The 13702-nt window shown below is 65.0% G+C and carries 14 protein-coding genes; 4 read left to right on the plus strand and 10 right to left on the minus strand.

Annotation, left to right across the window (positions count from 1 at the left end; genetic code table 11):
- The first annotated feature begins 73 nt into the window (after positions 1 to 73).
- Positions 74 to 1453: an LLM class flavin-dependent oxidoreductase gene (locus ACFLEY_RS38795; protein WP_396604379.1), complete on the plus strand. Its 1380-nt coding sequence runs from the start codon at positions 74 to 76 to the stop codon at positions 1451 to 1453.
- Between the two features lie 184 nt (positions 1454 to 1637).
- Here the strand turns inward: ACFLEY_RS38795 and ACFLEY_RS38800 are convergent, their stop codons facing one another.
- Positions 1638 to 3299 carry a thiamine pyrophosphate-binding protein gene (locus tag ACFLEY_RS38800; RefSeq protein ID WP_060909030.1) on the minus strand — a complete coding sequence of 554 codons (1662 nt, stop codon included), beginning with the start codon at positions 3297 to 3299 and terminating at the stop codon, positions 1638 to 1640.
- 39 nt (positions 3300 to 3338) lie between these two features.
- On the opposite strand from ACFLEY_RS38800, the gene ACFLEY_RS38805 reads away from it, so the two are divergent.
- Complete coding sequence (locus tag ACFLEY_RS38805) at positions 3339 to 3881, plus strand: TfoX/Sxy family protein (RefSeq protein ID WP_396604380.1); 543 nt, start codon at positions 3339 to 3341, stop codon at positions 3879 to 3881.
- On the opposite strand, the gene ACFLEY_RS38810 is transcribed toward ACFLEY_RS38805, so the two are convergent.
- From ACFLEY_RS38810 to ACFLEY_RS38820, 3 genes are all read right to left on the minus strand, one after another.
- Entirely contained in the window at positions 3835 to 4341 is a 507-nt protein-coding gene (locus ACFLEY_RS38810) for a GFA family protein (RefSeq protein ID WP_060909031.1), read from the minus strand. The two genes, ACFLEY_RS38805 and ACFLEY_RS38810, sit on opposite strands and share 47 nt — an antisense overlap.
- 181 nt (positions 4342 to 4522) lie before the next feature.
- Positions 4523 to 5650 carry an alkene reductase gene (locus ACFLEY_RS38815; protein ID WP_060909032.1) on the minus strand — a complete coding sequence of 376 codons (1128 nt, stop codon included), beginning with the start codon at positions 5648 to 5650 and terminating at the stop codon, positions 4523 to 4525.
- 251 nt (positions 5651 to 5901) lie between these two features.
- Entirely contained in the window at positions 5902 to 7398 is a 1497-nt protein-coding gene (locus ACFLEY_RS38820) for an aldehyde dehydrogenase family protein (RefSeq protein ID WP_060909033.1), read from the minus strand.
- Positions 7399 to 7590: 192 nt separating this feature from the next.
- Between ACFLEY_RS38820 and ACFLEY_RS38825 the strand changes: the two genes are divergently transcribed.
- On the plus strand, positions 7591 to 8436 hold the full coding sequence (locus ACFLEY_RS38825; protein ID WP_028173897.1) for an SDR family oxidoreductase: 846 nt from the start codon (positions 7591 to 7593) through the stop codon (positions 8434 to 8436).
- Between the two features lie 241 nt (positions 8437 to 8677).
- Here ACFLEY_RS38825 and ACFLEY_RS38830 read toward each other — a convergent pair whose 3' ends face one another.
- The 6 genes from ACFLEY_RS38830 to ACFLEY_RS38855 all read right to left on the minus strand — a co-directional run bounded on the left by ACFLEY_RS38830 (position 8678) and on the right by ACFLEY_RS38855 (position 12925).
- The gene (locus ACFLEY_RS38830) at positions 8678 to 8884 is read right to left on the minus strand and encodes a hypothetical protein (RefSeq protein ID WP_027547442.1); all 207 of its coding nucleotides are present in this window, start codon (positions 8882 to 8884) and stop codon (positions 8678 to 8680) included.
- Positions 8885 to 9087: 203 nt separating this feature from the next.
- The gene (locus tag ACFLEY_RS38835) at positions 9088 to 9501 is read right to left on the minus strand and encodes a Rieske (2Fe-2S) protein (protein WP_038967347.1); all 414 of its coding nucleotides are present in this window, start codon (positions 9499 to 9501) and stop codon (positions 9088 to 9090) included.
- A gap of 7 nt (positions 9502 to 9508) precedes the next feature.
- A complete protein-coding gene (locus ACFLEY_RS38840; protein ID WP_211433802.1) occupies positions 9509 to 10621 on the minus strand; it encodes an amidohydrolase family protein in 1113 nt (370 codons plus the stop codon).
- Between the two features lie 14 nt (positions 10622 to 10635).
- Positions 10636 to 11700 carry an amidohydrolase family protein gene (locus tag ACFLEY_RS38845; protein WP_060909034.1) on the minus strand — a complete coding sequence of 355 codons (1065 nt, stop codon included), beginning with the start codon at positions 11698 to 11700 and terminating at the stop codon, positions 10636 to 10638.
- 219 nt (positions 11701 to 11919) lie between these two features.
- Positions 11920 to 12195: a YiaA/YiaB family inner membrane protein gene (locus tag ACFLEY_RS38850; RefSeq protein WP_008543988.1), complete on the minus strand. Its 276-nt coding sequence runs from the start codon at positions 12193 to 12195 to the stop codon at positions 11920 to 11922.
- Between the two features lie 34 nt (positions 12196 to 12229).
- Positions 12230 to 12925 (minus strand): PspA/IM30 family protein, encoded by a 696-nt coding sequence (locus ACFLEY_RS38855; RefSeq protein WP_060909035.1) that lies wholly within the window; start codon positions 12923 to 12925, stop codon positions 12230 to 12232.
- 103 nt (positions 12926 to 13028) lie between these two features.
- On the opposite strand from ACFLEY_RS38855, the gene ACFLEY_RS38860 reads away from it, so the two are divergent.
- A complete protein-coding gene (locus tag ACFLEY_RS38860) occupies positions 13029 to 13637 on the plus strand; it encodes a TetR/AcrR family transcriptional regulator (RefSeq protein ID WP_082755516.1) in 609 nt (202 codons plus the stop codon).
- Positions 13638 to 13702 lie beyond the last annotated feature (65 nt).

Below are 13702 nucleotides of genomic sequence, written 5' to 3' on the forward strand. Positions count from 1 at the left end.
CAAGAACTTCGCCAAGTTGGGGCGCACGTCTATCATTCGAAGAGCGCTCGGTACAGAGCGCCGGGGGACCAATATGGCCAAGCAGATCAGGCTCAACGCCTTTGCGATGAATTGCGTCGCCCACCAGTCGCCGGGCCTGTGGACCCATCCGCGCGACCGCACCGCCGAATATAATCGCCTGCCCTACTGGCTCGATCTCGCCAGGACGCTGGAGCGTGGCCGTTTCGACGGATTGTTCCTGGCCGACGTGCTTGGCGTCTACGACGTCTATGGCAACAGCCCTGACGCAGCCTTGCGCAATGCAGCACAGACGCCGTCGAACGAGCCGTTGCTCCTGCTCTCGGCGATGGCGGCGGTGACGCAAAATCTCGGTTTCGGCGTCACCAGCAATTTGTCCTTCGAACCGCCCTACCCGTTCGCGCGGCGGATGTCAACACTCGACCATCTCACCGAGGGCCGGATCGGCTGGAACGTCGTCACCGGCTATCTCGACAGCGCCGCCCGCGGCGCCGGCAAGGACAAGCAGACCGGACATGACGACCGCTACGACATCGCCGACGAATATATGGAGGTCGTCTACAAGCTCTGGGAAGGAAGCTGGGAGGACGATGCCGTGCTGCGCGACCGGGCGCGCGGCATCTTCACCGATCCCGCAAAGGTTCATCGCGTCAATCACGAGGGCGCGAACTACCGCATCAACAACACCATCCATCTCAGCGAGCCGTCGCCGCAGCGCACGCCCGTGCTGTACCAGGCCGGCACCTCGCCGCGCGGGCGGCAGTTCGCGGCGAAGCACGCCGAATGTGTGTTCATGTCGGGACCGTCGGCCAAGATCATCGCGCCGCGCGTCTCCGCGATCCGCCAGGAGGCTGCCGAGCTCGGCCGCAATCCGGCGGAGATCCTCATGTTCAACATGATGACGATCATCCTCGGCAACACGGAAGCTGAAGCTGCGGCGAAATATGCCGACTACCGCTCGCATATCAGCCCGGAAGGCGCCCTGGCCCTGATGTCGGGATGGACCGGCATCGACTTCTCCGGCTACGAGCTCGACCAGCAGGTCCGGCACGTCCAGAACGATGCCGGCCGCAGCGCGCTCGACAACGTCACCCGCGGTGATCCTGACCGCATCTGGACCGTGCGCGACGTCATCGAGCATGTCGGCATCGGCGGCGCCGGTCCGGTCGTGGTGGGCACGCCGGAGAGCGTCGCAGACAAGATCGAGGATTGGTTCGAGAAGACCGACGTCGACGGCCTCAACGTGGCGTTCGCGATCTCGCCCGGCGATTTCGAGGACATCGCCGACATGCTGATGCCGGAGCTGACGCGGCGCGGACGGTACAAGCCGGAGTATGCGAAAGGCACGTTGCGGGAGAAGCTGTTCGGTGCGGGGCGCGCAAGGCTCGACACGCCGCATCCGGCGGCGGGGTATCGGGTGGCGAAGACGGGGTAGGCGCCACCCCCAATGTCGTCCTGGCGAAAGCCAGGACCCATTACCCCAACAGGGAGTTTGGCGAAGACTGGTCGTTCGGGATTAGTACCACCCGCACACGATAGATCACGCGGTATGGGTCCTGGCTTTCGCCAGGACGACGATGTGGAGGCATTGTGCACGCTGCCTCCACACCGTCACTGCCCTACACCTTCCCGTCCACCATCACCTCGATCAGCTTCGTCCCCGGCCGGCCAAACGCCGACGACAGCGTCGCCTTCAGCTCGCTTGGGTCGCTGATCTTGATCGCCTCGCACCCCAATGCCTTCGCGACCCCGGCGAAATCCACCGGCGGATCGATGAAATCCATGCCGACATAGTTGTCGTCGCCATGGAAGGCGAGCAGGCGCTGCTTGATGATGCGATAGCCGCCATTGTTGGCGATGACGACGTTGAGCGGCAGCTTGTGATGTGCCGCCGTCCAGAGCGACTGGATCGAATACATCGCGCTGCCGTCGCCGGAGAAGCACACCACGGGACGATCCGGATTGGCGATGCTGACGCCGACCGAGGCCGGCAGGCCCCAGCCGATGCCGCCGGATGCAAGGCCGTGATAGCCGAAGCGATCGCGGTGCGGATGCAGGTTCGTGATCTGGCGGCTGGAGGTGAGGCCTTCGTCGACGAGTATGGCGTTGCCGGGCATGGCCTCTGTCATTTGCAGCACCAGATAGTCCGGATCGATGGGGTTGCGGCCCGCACTCTTGCCGATCTGCTCCACCAGCGCGGCGCGGCGCGCGCTCCAGTTCTTCGGCGCAAGCTCGGCGAGACGCTGCCTGGCGCGTTGCGCCAGTGCCGCGCCGCCCATCTCCTTCAGCACGGGGATCAGCGCGCGCAGCGTTTCCTTGACGTCCGCCTTCAGCGCAATCTCCGCGCCAAAATTCTTGGCGATCTCCCAGTCGACGAGGCCGACCTGGAGAATTGGCAATCCATCCGGCAGCGGGTCGACTTCGCTATAGACCGACATCCGCAGCGGATCGCCGCCGAGCGCGATCAGGAGGTCGTAGGGCGCGAGCGTGTCGCGCGCGACCTTCTGCACCCGCGCCAACGTGCCGACGAAGCTCGGGCTCTCCGAGAGGAAGTGCGAGCCATAGGGCGTCGAGGACTGATAGGCGGCAGCACCGAGCAGCTCGGCGAGCTCGGCCGCCTCCTTCAGCGCGTCGCTCTTGACCACCTCGTCCATGGTGACGATGACAGGACGTTCGGCCTTGAGCAGCCGCGCGGCAAAGGCCTTCAGCGCCTCGTCCGACGGTTTGGTGCGCGCGTCGATGCGGGTAGAGCGGCCAAGATCGATGCCGGCTTCGCTGTTGAGGATGTCACCGGGCAGCGAGATGAACACCGGCCCGGTCGGCGGCGTCATCGCGACCTTGGCGGCGCGGCGCACGATGCGCGGCAGATCCTCCAGCCGCGTCACCTCGACCGCCCATTTCACCAGCGGCTCGGCCATGCGCACCAGCGGGCCGTAGAGCACCGGCTCCATCAGGCCGTGCCCCTGCTCCTGCTGGCCCGCGGTCAAAATCATCGGCGTGCCCGTGAACTGGGCGTTGTAGAGCGAGCCCATGGCGTTGCCGAGGCCGGGCGCGACATGGACGTTGCAGGCGACGAGCTTGCCGGAGGCACGGCTGTAGCCGTCGGCGATCGCCACCACCAGGCTCTCCTGCATTGCCATCACATAGGTGAGATCAGGATGGTCCTTCAGCGCATGCATGATCGGCAGCTCGGTGGTGCCGGGGTTGCCGAACAGATGGGTGATGCCCTCGTCCTTGAGCAGCGCGAGAAAGGCGGAGCGACCGGTGATCTTGTTCTTCATGTTTCCTCCAGAAGCGGGCGTTGCCGCAAGGACGGAGGCATGATGGCCGAAGTTGGCCGAGGCACGCAAGGAAGCGCCGTCATGGCAGACTTGCGTCGGCGCGCGCAAGCTGGAAACATGCTCGGGCGTAAACCTGCACGGGGAGACGCGATGGCCTATGACGAGAACACCGCGGCGCGGGTGCGCAAATTACTGGCGGGTCAGCGATACGTCGCGGAAAAGAAGATGATGGGCGGCCTCTGCTTCATGGTGAACAACACCATGTGCTGCACCGTAAGCGGGCGCGGCGGCATGCTGATCCGCGTCGGCCCGGAAGCGCATGCACGCATGCTGCAGGAGTCGCACACGAGCCCGATGGAAATGCGCGGGCGCATCATGACCGGCTTTGTCCGCGTCGCGCCGGACGGCTATCAGAGCGATGCCGAGCTGAAAAAATGGGTCAAGCGCGGGCTCGACTTCGTGGCGGCGAATACCGCGGGACGCAAAGCGGCGCCACGGAAGGCTGTTTCGGCGAAGACTGAGGTCGCCGCCAAGGCTAAAGCACCTCCTCGCGGCCGAGCTCGAAAGGGTCTTCGCCGCTAGCGCGCTTCTTCTTTTTCGAGCGCTGCCAGACCACACCGGGAAAGCCCTTCAGCGGCACCAGCGGCTCGCCGGTATAGGCCCATTCCTGGAGCTCTTCGATCGCGATGTGATAGAGCGGCTGGCGGCCGGTGCGCTCCGTGAACAGCGCGCGGGGGATGTTGACCATGTGGGGCCCGCGCGGCCGCTCGTAGGCGATCGGCGTGCCGCAATGCGAGCAGAAGCTGCGCGCGGTCCTGGTGGCCTTGTCCTCGTAGCGCGTGAGGGCAGTCTTGCCGGAGGTGATGCGAAAGCGCTTCTTCCAGCTTCCGACATAGGTCGCGTAAGCCGCGCCATGCGCGCGGCGACTACTGGCGGAATGATCGTGCCAGGCCCAGCGCGCGGGAACGTCGATCTCGAAGGTGACCTTGCCGCAGAGGCATTGACCGGTGGCGGTTCCTGCGGCGGCTGCGGCTTTGGCCATCGTCTCTCTCCGTCGTCGTTGCAGAGACGACAATACACGATCGTCATTCCGGGGCGCGACGAAGTCGCGAGCCCGGAATCCATCGGGCCGCGTACTCAGAGGCGGCATGGATTCCGGGCTCGACGCTCCCGGGCCGCGCTTCGCGCGGTCCCGAGCGTTGCCCCGGAATGACCGAGGGAGATTACGCCGGTGTCAGCTCGTCACACGCCGGATAGTCGGTATACCCCTTCTCCTCGCCGCCGTAGAACGTGGCCCGATTGTAGGGCGTGATCGGATAATCGTGCCGAAGGCGCCGCGGCAGATCGGGGTTGGAGATGAAGATGCGGCCGAAGGCGATGATGTCGGCATGGCCGTCGGCGATTGCCGCATTCGCGGTCTCGCCGGTAAACCCGCCGGCCGTCATCAGCACGCCGCTGTAGAGTGGGCGGAACAGCACCATCGCCGACGGTACATTCTCCCAGTGGACGTCGGCGCGCCCGGCGCCGCTGGAGCGCGGCTCGATGAAGTGAAGATAGGCAAGACCGAGCTTGTCGAGCGCCTTCACGACATGGGTGTAGAGCGGCATCGGATCGGGCTCGCCGGAATCGTTGGCGATACCGTGCGGCGACAGCCGCACGGCGACGCGGTTTGCACCCCAGACGTCGATCGCGGCCTGCGTGACGTCGAGCAGAAGCCGCGCGCGATTCTCGATTCCGCCGCCATATTGATCGGTGCGCTGGTTGCTGCGCGATTGCAGGAACTGCTCGAGCAGATAGCCGTTGGCGCCGTGGATCTCGACGCCGTCAAAGCCGGCGGCGAGCGCATTCTTCGCGCCCTGCCGGAACGCCTCGACGATGCCCTTGACCTCTTCGGTCTCCAGCGCGCGCGGCGTCTCGTAATCGGCGATCTTGCCTTCGGCCGTCATCGCCTTCATGCCTTCGGCCTTGATCGCAATCGCCGAGGCCGAGACCGGCAGCTCACCGCCATGGAAGGACGAATGCGAGACGCGGCCGACATGCCAGAGCTGGAGGAAGATGATGCCGCCCTTGGCATGCACGGCATCCGTCACCTTGCGCCAGCCGGCGATCTGCGCCTCCGAATAGATGCCGGGCGTCGCCGGATTGCCGCGGCCGTGCGAGAGCACCGGCGAGGCTTCGGCGATGAGCAAGCCGCCCGGCGTCGCGCGCTGGCCGTAATATTCGGCATTGAGCGGCCGCGGCGAAAAGCTGTCGCGCTCGGCGCGCATGCGCGTCAGCGGCGCCATCGCGACGCGATGCGCCAGCTCGTACGGACCGACCTGCAACGGTTTGAACAACGCCGGAAATTTCATGCTGGCCCCAAAGTGGCTATGGAAGGATGCGGAACATATAAGAGGAAGAGACGGCCTGAAAAGACGGTGCCCGGTCTCCCTCTCCCCGTTCTTACGGGGAGAGGGTTGGGGTGAGGGGCCGCCTCCACGAAAATGGTGAGAGCTGGACTCGCGGAAACTCCCCCTCACCCGGAATCCGCGCTACGCGCGCATTCCGGCCTCTCCCCGCAAGCGGGGAGAGGCAAAGTGGCGCCGCGAACGCGGGAACCACGCTACGCCGTCTTGATCCAGACGGCCTTCACGTTGAGATACTCCTCGACGTGCTGCTTGCCGGACTCGCGGCCGTAACCGCTCATCTTGTAGCCGCCGAAGGGCACAGCCGGATCCATCGCCTGGTAGCAGTTCACCCACACCGAGCCGGCACGCAGGCTCTTCGCAACCGCGTGTGCCTTGCTGACGTCGCGCGTCCACAGGCCCGAGCCGAGGCCGAACGTGGTGTTGTTGGCGCGCTTGACCAGTTCGTCCATGTCCTTGAACGCGATGGCGGAGATGACGGGGCCAAAAATCTCCTCCTGCGCGATGCGCATATTGTCCTGGACGCCCGCGAACACGGTCGGCGAGACGAAGAAACCCTTCGACAGCGCGCCTTCGGTGACGCGGCCGCCGCCGGCGAGCGCCCGCGCGCCTTCCTTCTGGCCGATGTCGAGATAGCCGGTGACGCGCTCGAGCTGCTGCTCGGAGACCAGCGGGCCGATCTGCACGTTGGGATCGAGACCATTGCCGACTTGCAGCTTCTTGCCGAACTCGGCGACGCGGCCGACGAACTCCTCGTAGATCGACTGCTCGACGAACAGGCGCGTACCGGCGCTACAGATCTGGCCGGAGTTGGCAAACACCGCCATCGCGGCGCCGGGCACGGCGGCATCGAGATCGGCGTCCGCGAACACGATGTCCGGCGACTTGCCGCCAAGCTCGAGCGAGACGCGCTTGAGGTTGCCGGCCGAGGCGCGGATGATCGACTGTCCCGTGACGTGCGAGCCGGTGAAGGCGACCTTGTCGACGTCAGGGTGCGCGGCGAGCGCAGCGCCCGCTGTCTCGCCATAGCCGGGCACGACGTTGACGACGCCGGGCGGAATGCCTGCCTCCATCGCCAACTCGGCGATGCGCAACGAGGTCAGCGGCGCCTCTTCGGCGGGCTTGAGCACCACGGTGCAGCCGGTGGCGATCGCGGGGCCGATCTTCCAGATCGTCGCGGTGAGCGGGCCGTTCCAGGGGATGATGGCGCCGACGACGCCGATCGGCTCCTTCAGCGTGTAGGAGAAGATTTCGCCCGGCAGCGAGTTCTCGATGGTCTCGCCATGGATCGCGGTGGTCTGACCGGCGTAATAGCGCAGCATGCCGACGGCGCGGAGGCGATAGGCACGGGTGCGGCTGAGCGGCGCGCCCATATCGAGCGTGTCGAGCTGCGACAATTCGTCGAAATTCTTCTCGACGAGATCGGCAAGCTTCAGCAGCAGGTTCTGCCGCTCGAACGGCTTGACCTTGCTCCAGGGTCCTTCGAAGGCGCGGCGGGCGGCGGCAACGGCGCGGTCGATGTCTTCCTTGTCACCCTCGGCGACGGTTGCGAGCAGTTCGCCGGTCGCGGGATTGTGGGTCTCGAAGCGCTTGTCGGAGGCGGCATCGACCCATTTCCCGTCGATCAGCATCTGCTTGTAGGACCCATTGGCGAACGGGTGGCGCGTGATCGGAATAGCCTGCGACACAGCCATGGCTGCACTCCCTGTCAGGTGATCGATTGGGTTCGATCTCGGCGGGATCGTTGGGCGAGAAAGGATACAGCGGTGCCGGAAAGGCGTAAAGGCGGCGAGGAACGAAGACCTCCCATGCCGACTTGTGCAGGGTCGCGTGAACGCCATGTTATAGCTCGACCGAACTTGACGCCGCTCCCCGGAGAATGAGCCATGTCGCATCCTGTCATCGCCAAGGGCAATGTCGCCGTGATCACCGGGGGCGCATCCGGCATCGGCCTCGCCGCCGCCATCGCCTTCGCGCGCGCGGGAATGAAGGTGTGCATCGCCGACGTCGACCAGGCGCGACTGCAGGAGGCCGCAACAAGACTGTCATCCGTCACCGCCGCCACACATGTGATGACATTCGTCGTCGATGTCAGCCGCGCCGAGAGCGTGAAGGAACTGGAACACGCCGTCGGCGCGCATTTCGGCGGTACCGATATCCTCATGAACAATGCGGGCATCCAGCCCGGCAGCACGCTGTTCGGCGAGCCCGATAACTGGCAGCGCATCATCGCCGTCAACATGTGGGGCATCATCAACGGCTCGCGCATCTTCGCGCCCAACATGATCGCGCGCGGCAAGGCCGGCCTGATCATCAACACCGGCTCGAAGCAGGGCATCACCACGCCGCCCGGAGATCCCGCCTACAATGTCTCGAAGGCCGGCGTGAAGGCTTTTACGGAAGCGCTCCAGCATGAGCTGCGCAACACGGAAGGCTGCCACATCACGGCGCATCTGCTCGTTCCCGGCTTCGTCTTCACGGGGCTGACCGCGAAGGGCCGCACCGAGAAGCCGGCGGGAGCCTGGACGCCCGAGCAGACCGTCGACTTCATGATCGCCCGGCTCGAGGCCGGCGATTTCTACATCCTGTGCCCGGACAACGACGTGCCCCGCGCCCTCGACGAAAAGCGCATGCTCTGGGCCGCCGGCGATATCGTCGAGAACCGGCCCCCGCTGTCGCGCTGGCACCCGGACTATGCGGACGCGTTCGCGAAGTTCGTGAAGGGGGGCTAGGCGCGCTCTCTCGCTCCCTCTCCCCGTTCTTACGGGGAGAGGGTGGGGCGAGGGGCTGCTTACGCAAACTGCGGTCTGAACTATTGAAGGGATTTCGCAAGGGGTGGCCGTGGAGTCGGAGAGACTTTTGTCGCTGCGACTCAGTGCCATGCCCCTCACCCGGATCGCGTCGGACGATGCTTCGCATCGCCGAGGGCGATCCGACCTCTCCCCGCGGAAGGGCGGGGAAAGGTTAAGAAGCCTACAGCGTCTCTTGCTGATGCCCGCAATTCTTGCAGGCGAACTTGACGCGGCTCTGGCCCTTTGGCGCCTGCACCCGGTTCGGGGCGCCGCACTTGCCGCAGACCGCCTCGATCCGGGTATCGCCCTGCTTGACGACGATGGTCTTCTTTTCCATCGATTCGCGGATCAGGCGCTCGGCCTCCTCTCGCAGGGATTGTTTGGACAAAGCTCATCTCCGCCATGAATGCGGGCGAGGCTTATCGCACCTGCGTCGGAATCACAATCCGTGATGGTGATCGCGGCGTTATCAACATGTCATTCCGGGATGGTCCGCAGGACCAGACCTCAGGTGCGCACTTGCGCACCGGGGAATCTCGAGATTCCGGGTTCATTCGCTGTGCAAATGCCCCGGAATGACGGTGTATGACTTCAGACCTCGACAATCACATAGCTGTCCTCGACATGCACCGGAAACGTTTCGGCAACATACGGGCCCTTCTGCAATTCGTCGCCCCGCTCCACCGCGACCGGATATGACCTGATCCTGACGCGTTTCGGATCGAACCAGGACTGGCCGCTGCGCATGTCGAACTCCCAGCCGTGCCAGGGACAGCGCAGCATCTCGCCGACGCGAGAGCGCTGATAGATGCCCGGCTCGGGCGAGGTCAGCCGCGCCACGCAGGCGGCCTTGTCGAGCGGCGCGCCCTCATGCGGGCAGCGGTTCAGAAGCGCAAAGAACTCGCCGTTGACGTGGAACACGACGATGTCGCGGCCCGCGACGTCGACGACCTTGTTGCCGCCAGGCGGGATCTCGGAGGTGCGGGCGACAATGTGACGGGCCATGCTGGTTTCAGAACTTGTAGACCGCGCGGGCATTGGTGCTGAAGATCTTCTTCCGCTCAGCCTCGGTCAGCGGCGTCTTGAAGGCGAAGCGCGGATCGTCGAAGTCCCAATGCGGATAGTCCGACGAGAACAGCAGACGGTCGATGCCGACCCATTCGATCAGCGCGCGCAGGTGCCGGGCCTCGTCCGGCTCGTCGATCGGCTGGGTCGTGAACCAGAAGTGCTCGCGGACGTATTCCGAGGGCCTGCGCTTGAGGTGTGGCACCTCGCTGCGGAACCGCTCGAAATGCTGGTCCATGCGCCACACCGCTGACGGGATCCAGCCAAAGCCGCCCTCGATGAAGACGATCTTCAGCTTTGGAAAGCGCTCCGGCACGCCCTCGATGACGAGGCTCGCAAGCTGCGCGGCAATGGTGTGCGCGTTCGACTGATGCTCCTCGACATAATAGGACGGCCAGCCGCCGCCGGTCGGCGCGTGGCCGCCATAGCCGCCGACATGGATGCCGAGCGGCAAGTCCAGTGCCTGCGCGCGCTCGTAGATCGGCCAGTAGCGGCGGCGGCCGAGCGGCTCGTTGGCGCGCGGCGAGACGTTGATCTGGATGTATTCCCCGACCTTGGCGCAGCGCTCGATCTCGGCAATGGCTAGCTCGTTGCCGTCCTGCCCGACCAGGATCGACGCCTTCAGGCGCGGATCCCGATGCGACCAGAACGCCAGCTGCCAGTCGTTGATGGCGCGCTGGATCGCGGCGCCGAACTCCAGGTTCTGCTGCGAGAAGATGAAGAGATCGAGCACCTGGAGAATGCCGAATTCGATGTCGAGCGGATCGAGATGCTGCTTGCGCATGAAATCAAGATCGGAACCGGGCGGCCCCCCGGTCGGCGGCCAGGCATCGCGCCGCGCGATCAGCGGCGAGGACCGCGGATAGGGCGTGGTGAACAGATACGGCGTGCGCAGATGGCTGCCGTATTCCTTCAAGTGCTGCTGCCAGCGCTTCGGCAGGAATTCGTTCAGATCGTCGGTCGAGCGAAGACTCGGATGGATGTCGCAATCGACGATGCGCAGCCGCGATGCGGCGGGCTTCTCGTCGTCGCGCAACGGACGGTCGATGACCTCACTCATGCGAACCTCCAAAATCAGTTGGCGAGCGACAATCTCGGAAACGTCTCCAGCGGGTTGTCGACGCACATCTTCGCGATGATGCTCTTCGGTAGATTCGGCGGGATTGGATCGTCGCCGTCGAACTGCCAATGCGGGTAGTCGGACGCGAACAGGAACATTTTTTCGGAACCGATCTGGTCGATGATCTCCTCGACGCTTTTCGCGTCGCTAGGTGCATCGAACGGCTGCATGGTGACGCGAAAATTGTCGCGGATGATCGATGCCGGCTCGCGCTCGACCCAGGGAACCTCGACGCGCACGCCGCGCCAGGTCTTGTTGGCCCGCCACATGAAGGCCGGCAGCCAGCTTACGCCCGACTCCATCAGCACGACCTTCAAGTTTGGGTATTTGCCGAACACCCCCTCATAGATCAGGCTGAGGATCTGCGCCTGAAACGCCTGGGCCTCGACGAAGTAATATTCATAACGATGCGACGGCCAGCCGGCCGAGCTCGGCGCCTGGCGATATTGCGTGCCGGCGTGGATCGCGAGCGGCAGCTTGTACTTTTCTGCGAGCTGATAGACGGGCCAGAAATGTCGCCGTCCCAGTAGCGTCTCGCCCTGCGCCAGCACCAGGATGGAGACGAAGCGATTGTCGCCGGCGCGGCGCTCGATCTCCTCGATCGCGAGATCCGGCGCCTGCATCGGCACCACGATGGAGGCGCGCAGGCGGGAATCGCGCGCAAGCCATTCGGCGGCGATCCAGTCGTTGATGGCCTTGCAGAAGTCGGCCGCCATGTAGGCGTCGAAGACGGCCTGCGCGCCGTAGAGCACGTTGAGGATGGCGTGGCTCGCACCCAATTGGTCGAACGCGCCCTTCTGCACCATGGCGAGATCGGAGCCGGGCTTGGCGCCGTTGGCCGGCCGCCAGTCGGCGCGGCCCGACAGCGGCATGCCCGGCGGATAAGAGGTGAGATCGAGCCCATCGATGGCGCGGCTCACCACCTGCTCTTTCCAGTGATCGCTGAGATAGGGAAGCAGCGTCGTGCGCGTGCCACCAACGGCCGGGTGGATGTCGCAGTCGATCCGCGTCGCCGCCATTGGGGAGTTCCTCGGAGTTTCCTCGCGCAGTCTTTATTGGCGGCGTTCTTCGCGCCGCCCGGGCAGAGTGCGCCGGCCGGCGCCGCCACGCAAGGGCGCGCGCCCGCGCGATCCGTCATGGCTCGGTTGCATTTCGCGGGCGCGATATGTGGATCAGCTGCGCGGTGGATGCTCTGGCACCCACCGCGTCAGATTGCAAACCGCTGCGCACTTCTCTCCTCAAGCCGCCTTGGAGACCTCCATCAGCAGACGCTCGGCCTTGGCATCCTCGATGCGGTTCACCAGCCGGCTGCTCTCGTGATTGTCGCGCACGGTCTTGGTCAGCGTGATGCAGGTCTGGATCAGCATGACGATGCCCATGGTGAGGTAGCCCTTCATCCAGAGATCAATCGGCAGGAAGAAGACGCCGATGGCGACGAGGAAGGCGGAGGCTGCGAAGGACGCATAGGTGAAGCTCACCCAGGCGCTGCTATGGGGCTGGCCGTTCTGGTTCATGATGGTCTCCTGTTGGTTCGAATGATGATGGGATTCAGGCCGTTGGCGTGCGCCTGGACTTCAGCCGCGCCAGCACATCGTCGGCGGTCGTCTTGAGCCGGGGGCCGAAGCCCTGCTCGGCGAGTCGCTCGGCGGTCGCGAGCGGACCGGTGGCCGCATCGAACTCAAACAGCGCGTCATCGGCGGCCTGGGCCTCGATCTGGCGCTCGCGCAGGCGCCTCAAGGTGCTCTCCGCTTCCGGCAACGTGGATTCGTAAGGACGTGCGGCCTCGATGCCGCTGCGGCGAAGCGAGCGCACCGCTTCCGAGGCACGGGCGAGGCGACGGCCGCGATCGAGCTCGGTGATGCGGGCCTGCGCAGTCGCGACGTGGCGCTTCAGCCGCGCGATCTCGGTTGCGAACAGCGCGCGTGCCGTCATCGCCGCATCGCGGTCGGCTTCGAGACCCGCGATGGCTTCGGCGGCCTCCTTGGCGAGATCCTCGCGGCCGCCATCGAGCGCTGCCACCGCGCGGGTCTCGAGATCGGCGATGCGCGCGCATGTCGCCTCGAGCTTGCGACCTTCCTGCTGGTCCTGCGCGATCGCCAGCGCCAGCGTCCGTTTGCTGCGCTCCACCGCGGCAGCGGCATCGCGCATCTGCTGATCGAGGATCAGCAGGGCCGTACGGTCCTCCAGCTCCTCGCCTGCGGCGGCCACGCTGCCGCGGAAAAGTGTCACGACGGTCTTGAACATCTGCAGCTCCCTGTTTATGAGCGTTGCTCACAGCTGCTTTGTAGCAGGAATATTGAACATCGTTCAATAAATATTTGAGCGACGCTCAAGAATTTGACTCCAGATGACTAAGGCCTTGGAACGTCGAGCGAAACTTCGGACCGACCTGATCCAGGCGGCCGAGCGAATGATCGCTGAGCGGGGGTTGGCGGGTCTGAAAACCCGCGATTTGGCCCGCGAGATCGGCTGCGCCAATGGTGCGGTCTACAATCTCGTCGCCGACGTGGACGAACTCGTCCTGCGGGTCGGCTCGCGCACGCTGCATCGCCTCGATGAGGCGCTCAGCGCAGCGGAAAGCGCGGGTGATCCTTCGCCACATGAGACGCTGGTCCGCATCGCCATTGCCTATTGCGACTTCGCCGCCGAAAACCTCGAACTCTGGCGCGCGCTGTTCGAGCACCGCATGGCCGCCGACAAGATCCTCCCCGACTGGTCCGTTGACGATCAGCTGCAGCTGTTCCGCCACATCTACCACCCGCTGGCGCTGCTGCTTCCCAAGCGCAGTCAGGAAGAGCTCGGCATCACCGCGCGCAGCCTGTTCTCGGCCGTGCATGGCATGGTGGCGCTGGGACTGGAGCAGAAACTGGTCGCCGTTCCCCTGCCGGCGCTGCGCAAGGAGATCGCAAACCTCGTGCGCGCGATGATCGACGGGCTGGTCGCGCGGGCGGAGTAAAAAGATCGGCGGCGGCTGACTAAAATTTCGCCTGTCGCATCGCGAGTGGTGCGCTTAGCCTTCGG

Origin of the sequence: Bradyrhizobium sp. YCK136 (assembly GCF_044570075.1) — a bacterium.
GTDB lineage: Bacteria > Pseudomonadota > Alphaproteobacteria > Rhizobiales > Xanthobacteraceae > Bradyrhizobium > Bradyrhizobium diazoefficiens.

What these genes read in the sequence shown, in the direction of transcription:
- ACFLEY_RS38815 (WP_060909032.1), bottom strand. Translation starts at nt 5,650, where the DNA reads ATGAAATTTCCGGCGTTGTTCAAACCGTTGCAGGTCGGTCCGTACGAG.
- ACFLEY_RS38855 (WP_060909035.1), bottom strand. Translation starts at nt 12,925, where the DNA reads ATGTTCAAGACCGTCGTGACACTTTTCCGCGGCAGCGTGGCCGCCGCA.
- ACFLEY_RS38860 (WP_082755516.1), top strand. Translation starts at nt 13,029, where the DNA reads ATGACTAAGGCCTTGGAACGTCGAGCGAAACTTCGGACCGACCTGATC.
- ACFLEY_RS38845 (WP_060909034.1), bottom strand. Translation starts at nt 11,700, where the DNA reads ATGGCGGCGACGCGGATCGACTGCGACATCCACCCGGCCGTTGGTGGC.
- ACFLEY_RS38800 (WP_060909030.1), bottom strand. Translation starts at nt 3,299, where the DNA reads ATGAAGAACAAGATCACCGGTCGCTCCGCCTTTCTCGCGCTGCTCAAG.
- ACFLEY_RS38840 (WP_211433802.1), bottom strand. Translation starts at nt 10,621, where the DNA reads ATGAGTGAGGTCATCGACCGTCCGTTGCGCGACGACGAGAAGCCCGCC.
- ACFLEY_RS38810 (WP_060909031.1), bottom strand. Translation starts at nt 4,341, where the DNA reads ATGGCCAAAGCCGCAGCCGCCGCAGGAACCGCCACCGGTCAATGCCTC.
- ACFLEY_RS38850 (WP_008543988.1), bottom strand. Translation starts at nt 12,195, where the DNA reads ATGAACCAGAACGGCCAGCCCCATAGCAGCGCCTGGGTGAGCTTCACC.
- ACFLEY_RS38820 (WP_060909033.1), bottom strand. Translation starts at nt 7,398, where the DNA reads ATGGCTGTGTCGCAGGCTATTCCGATCACGCGCCACCCGTTCGCCAAT.
- ACFLEY_RS38795 (WP_396604379.1), top strand. Translation starts at nt 74, where the DNA reads ATGGCCAAGCAGATCAGGCTCAACGCCTTTGCGATGAATTGCGTCGCC.
- ACFLEY_RS38835 (WP_038967347.1), bottom strand. Translation starts at nt 9,501, where the DNA reads ATGGCCCGTCACATTGTCGCCCGCACCTCCGAGATCCCGCCTGGCGGC.
- ACFLEY_RS38825 (WP_028173897.1), top strand. Translation starts at nt 7,591, where the DNA reads ATGTCGCATCCTGTCATCGCCAAGGGCAATGTCGCCGTGATCACCGGG.
- ACFLEY_RS38805 (WP_396604380.1), top strand. Translation starts at nt 3,339, where the DNA reads ATGATGGCCGAAGTTGGCCGAGGCACGCAAGGAAGCGCCGTCATGGCA.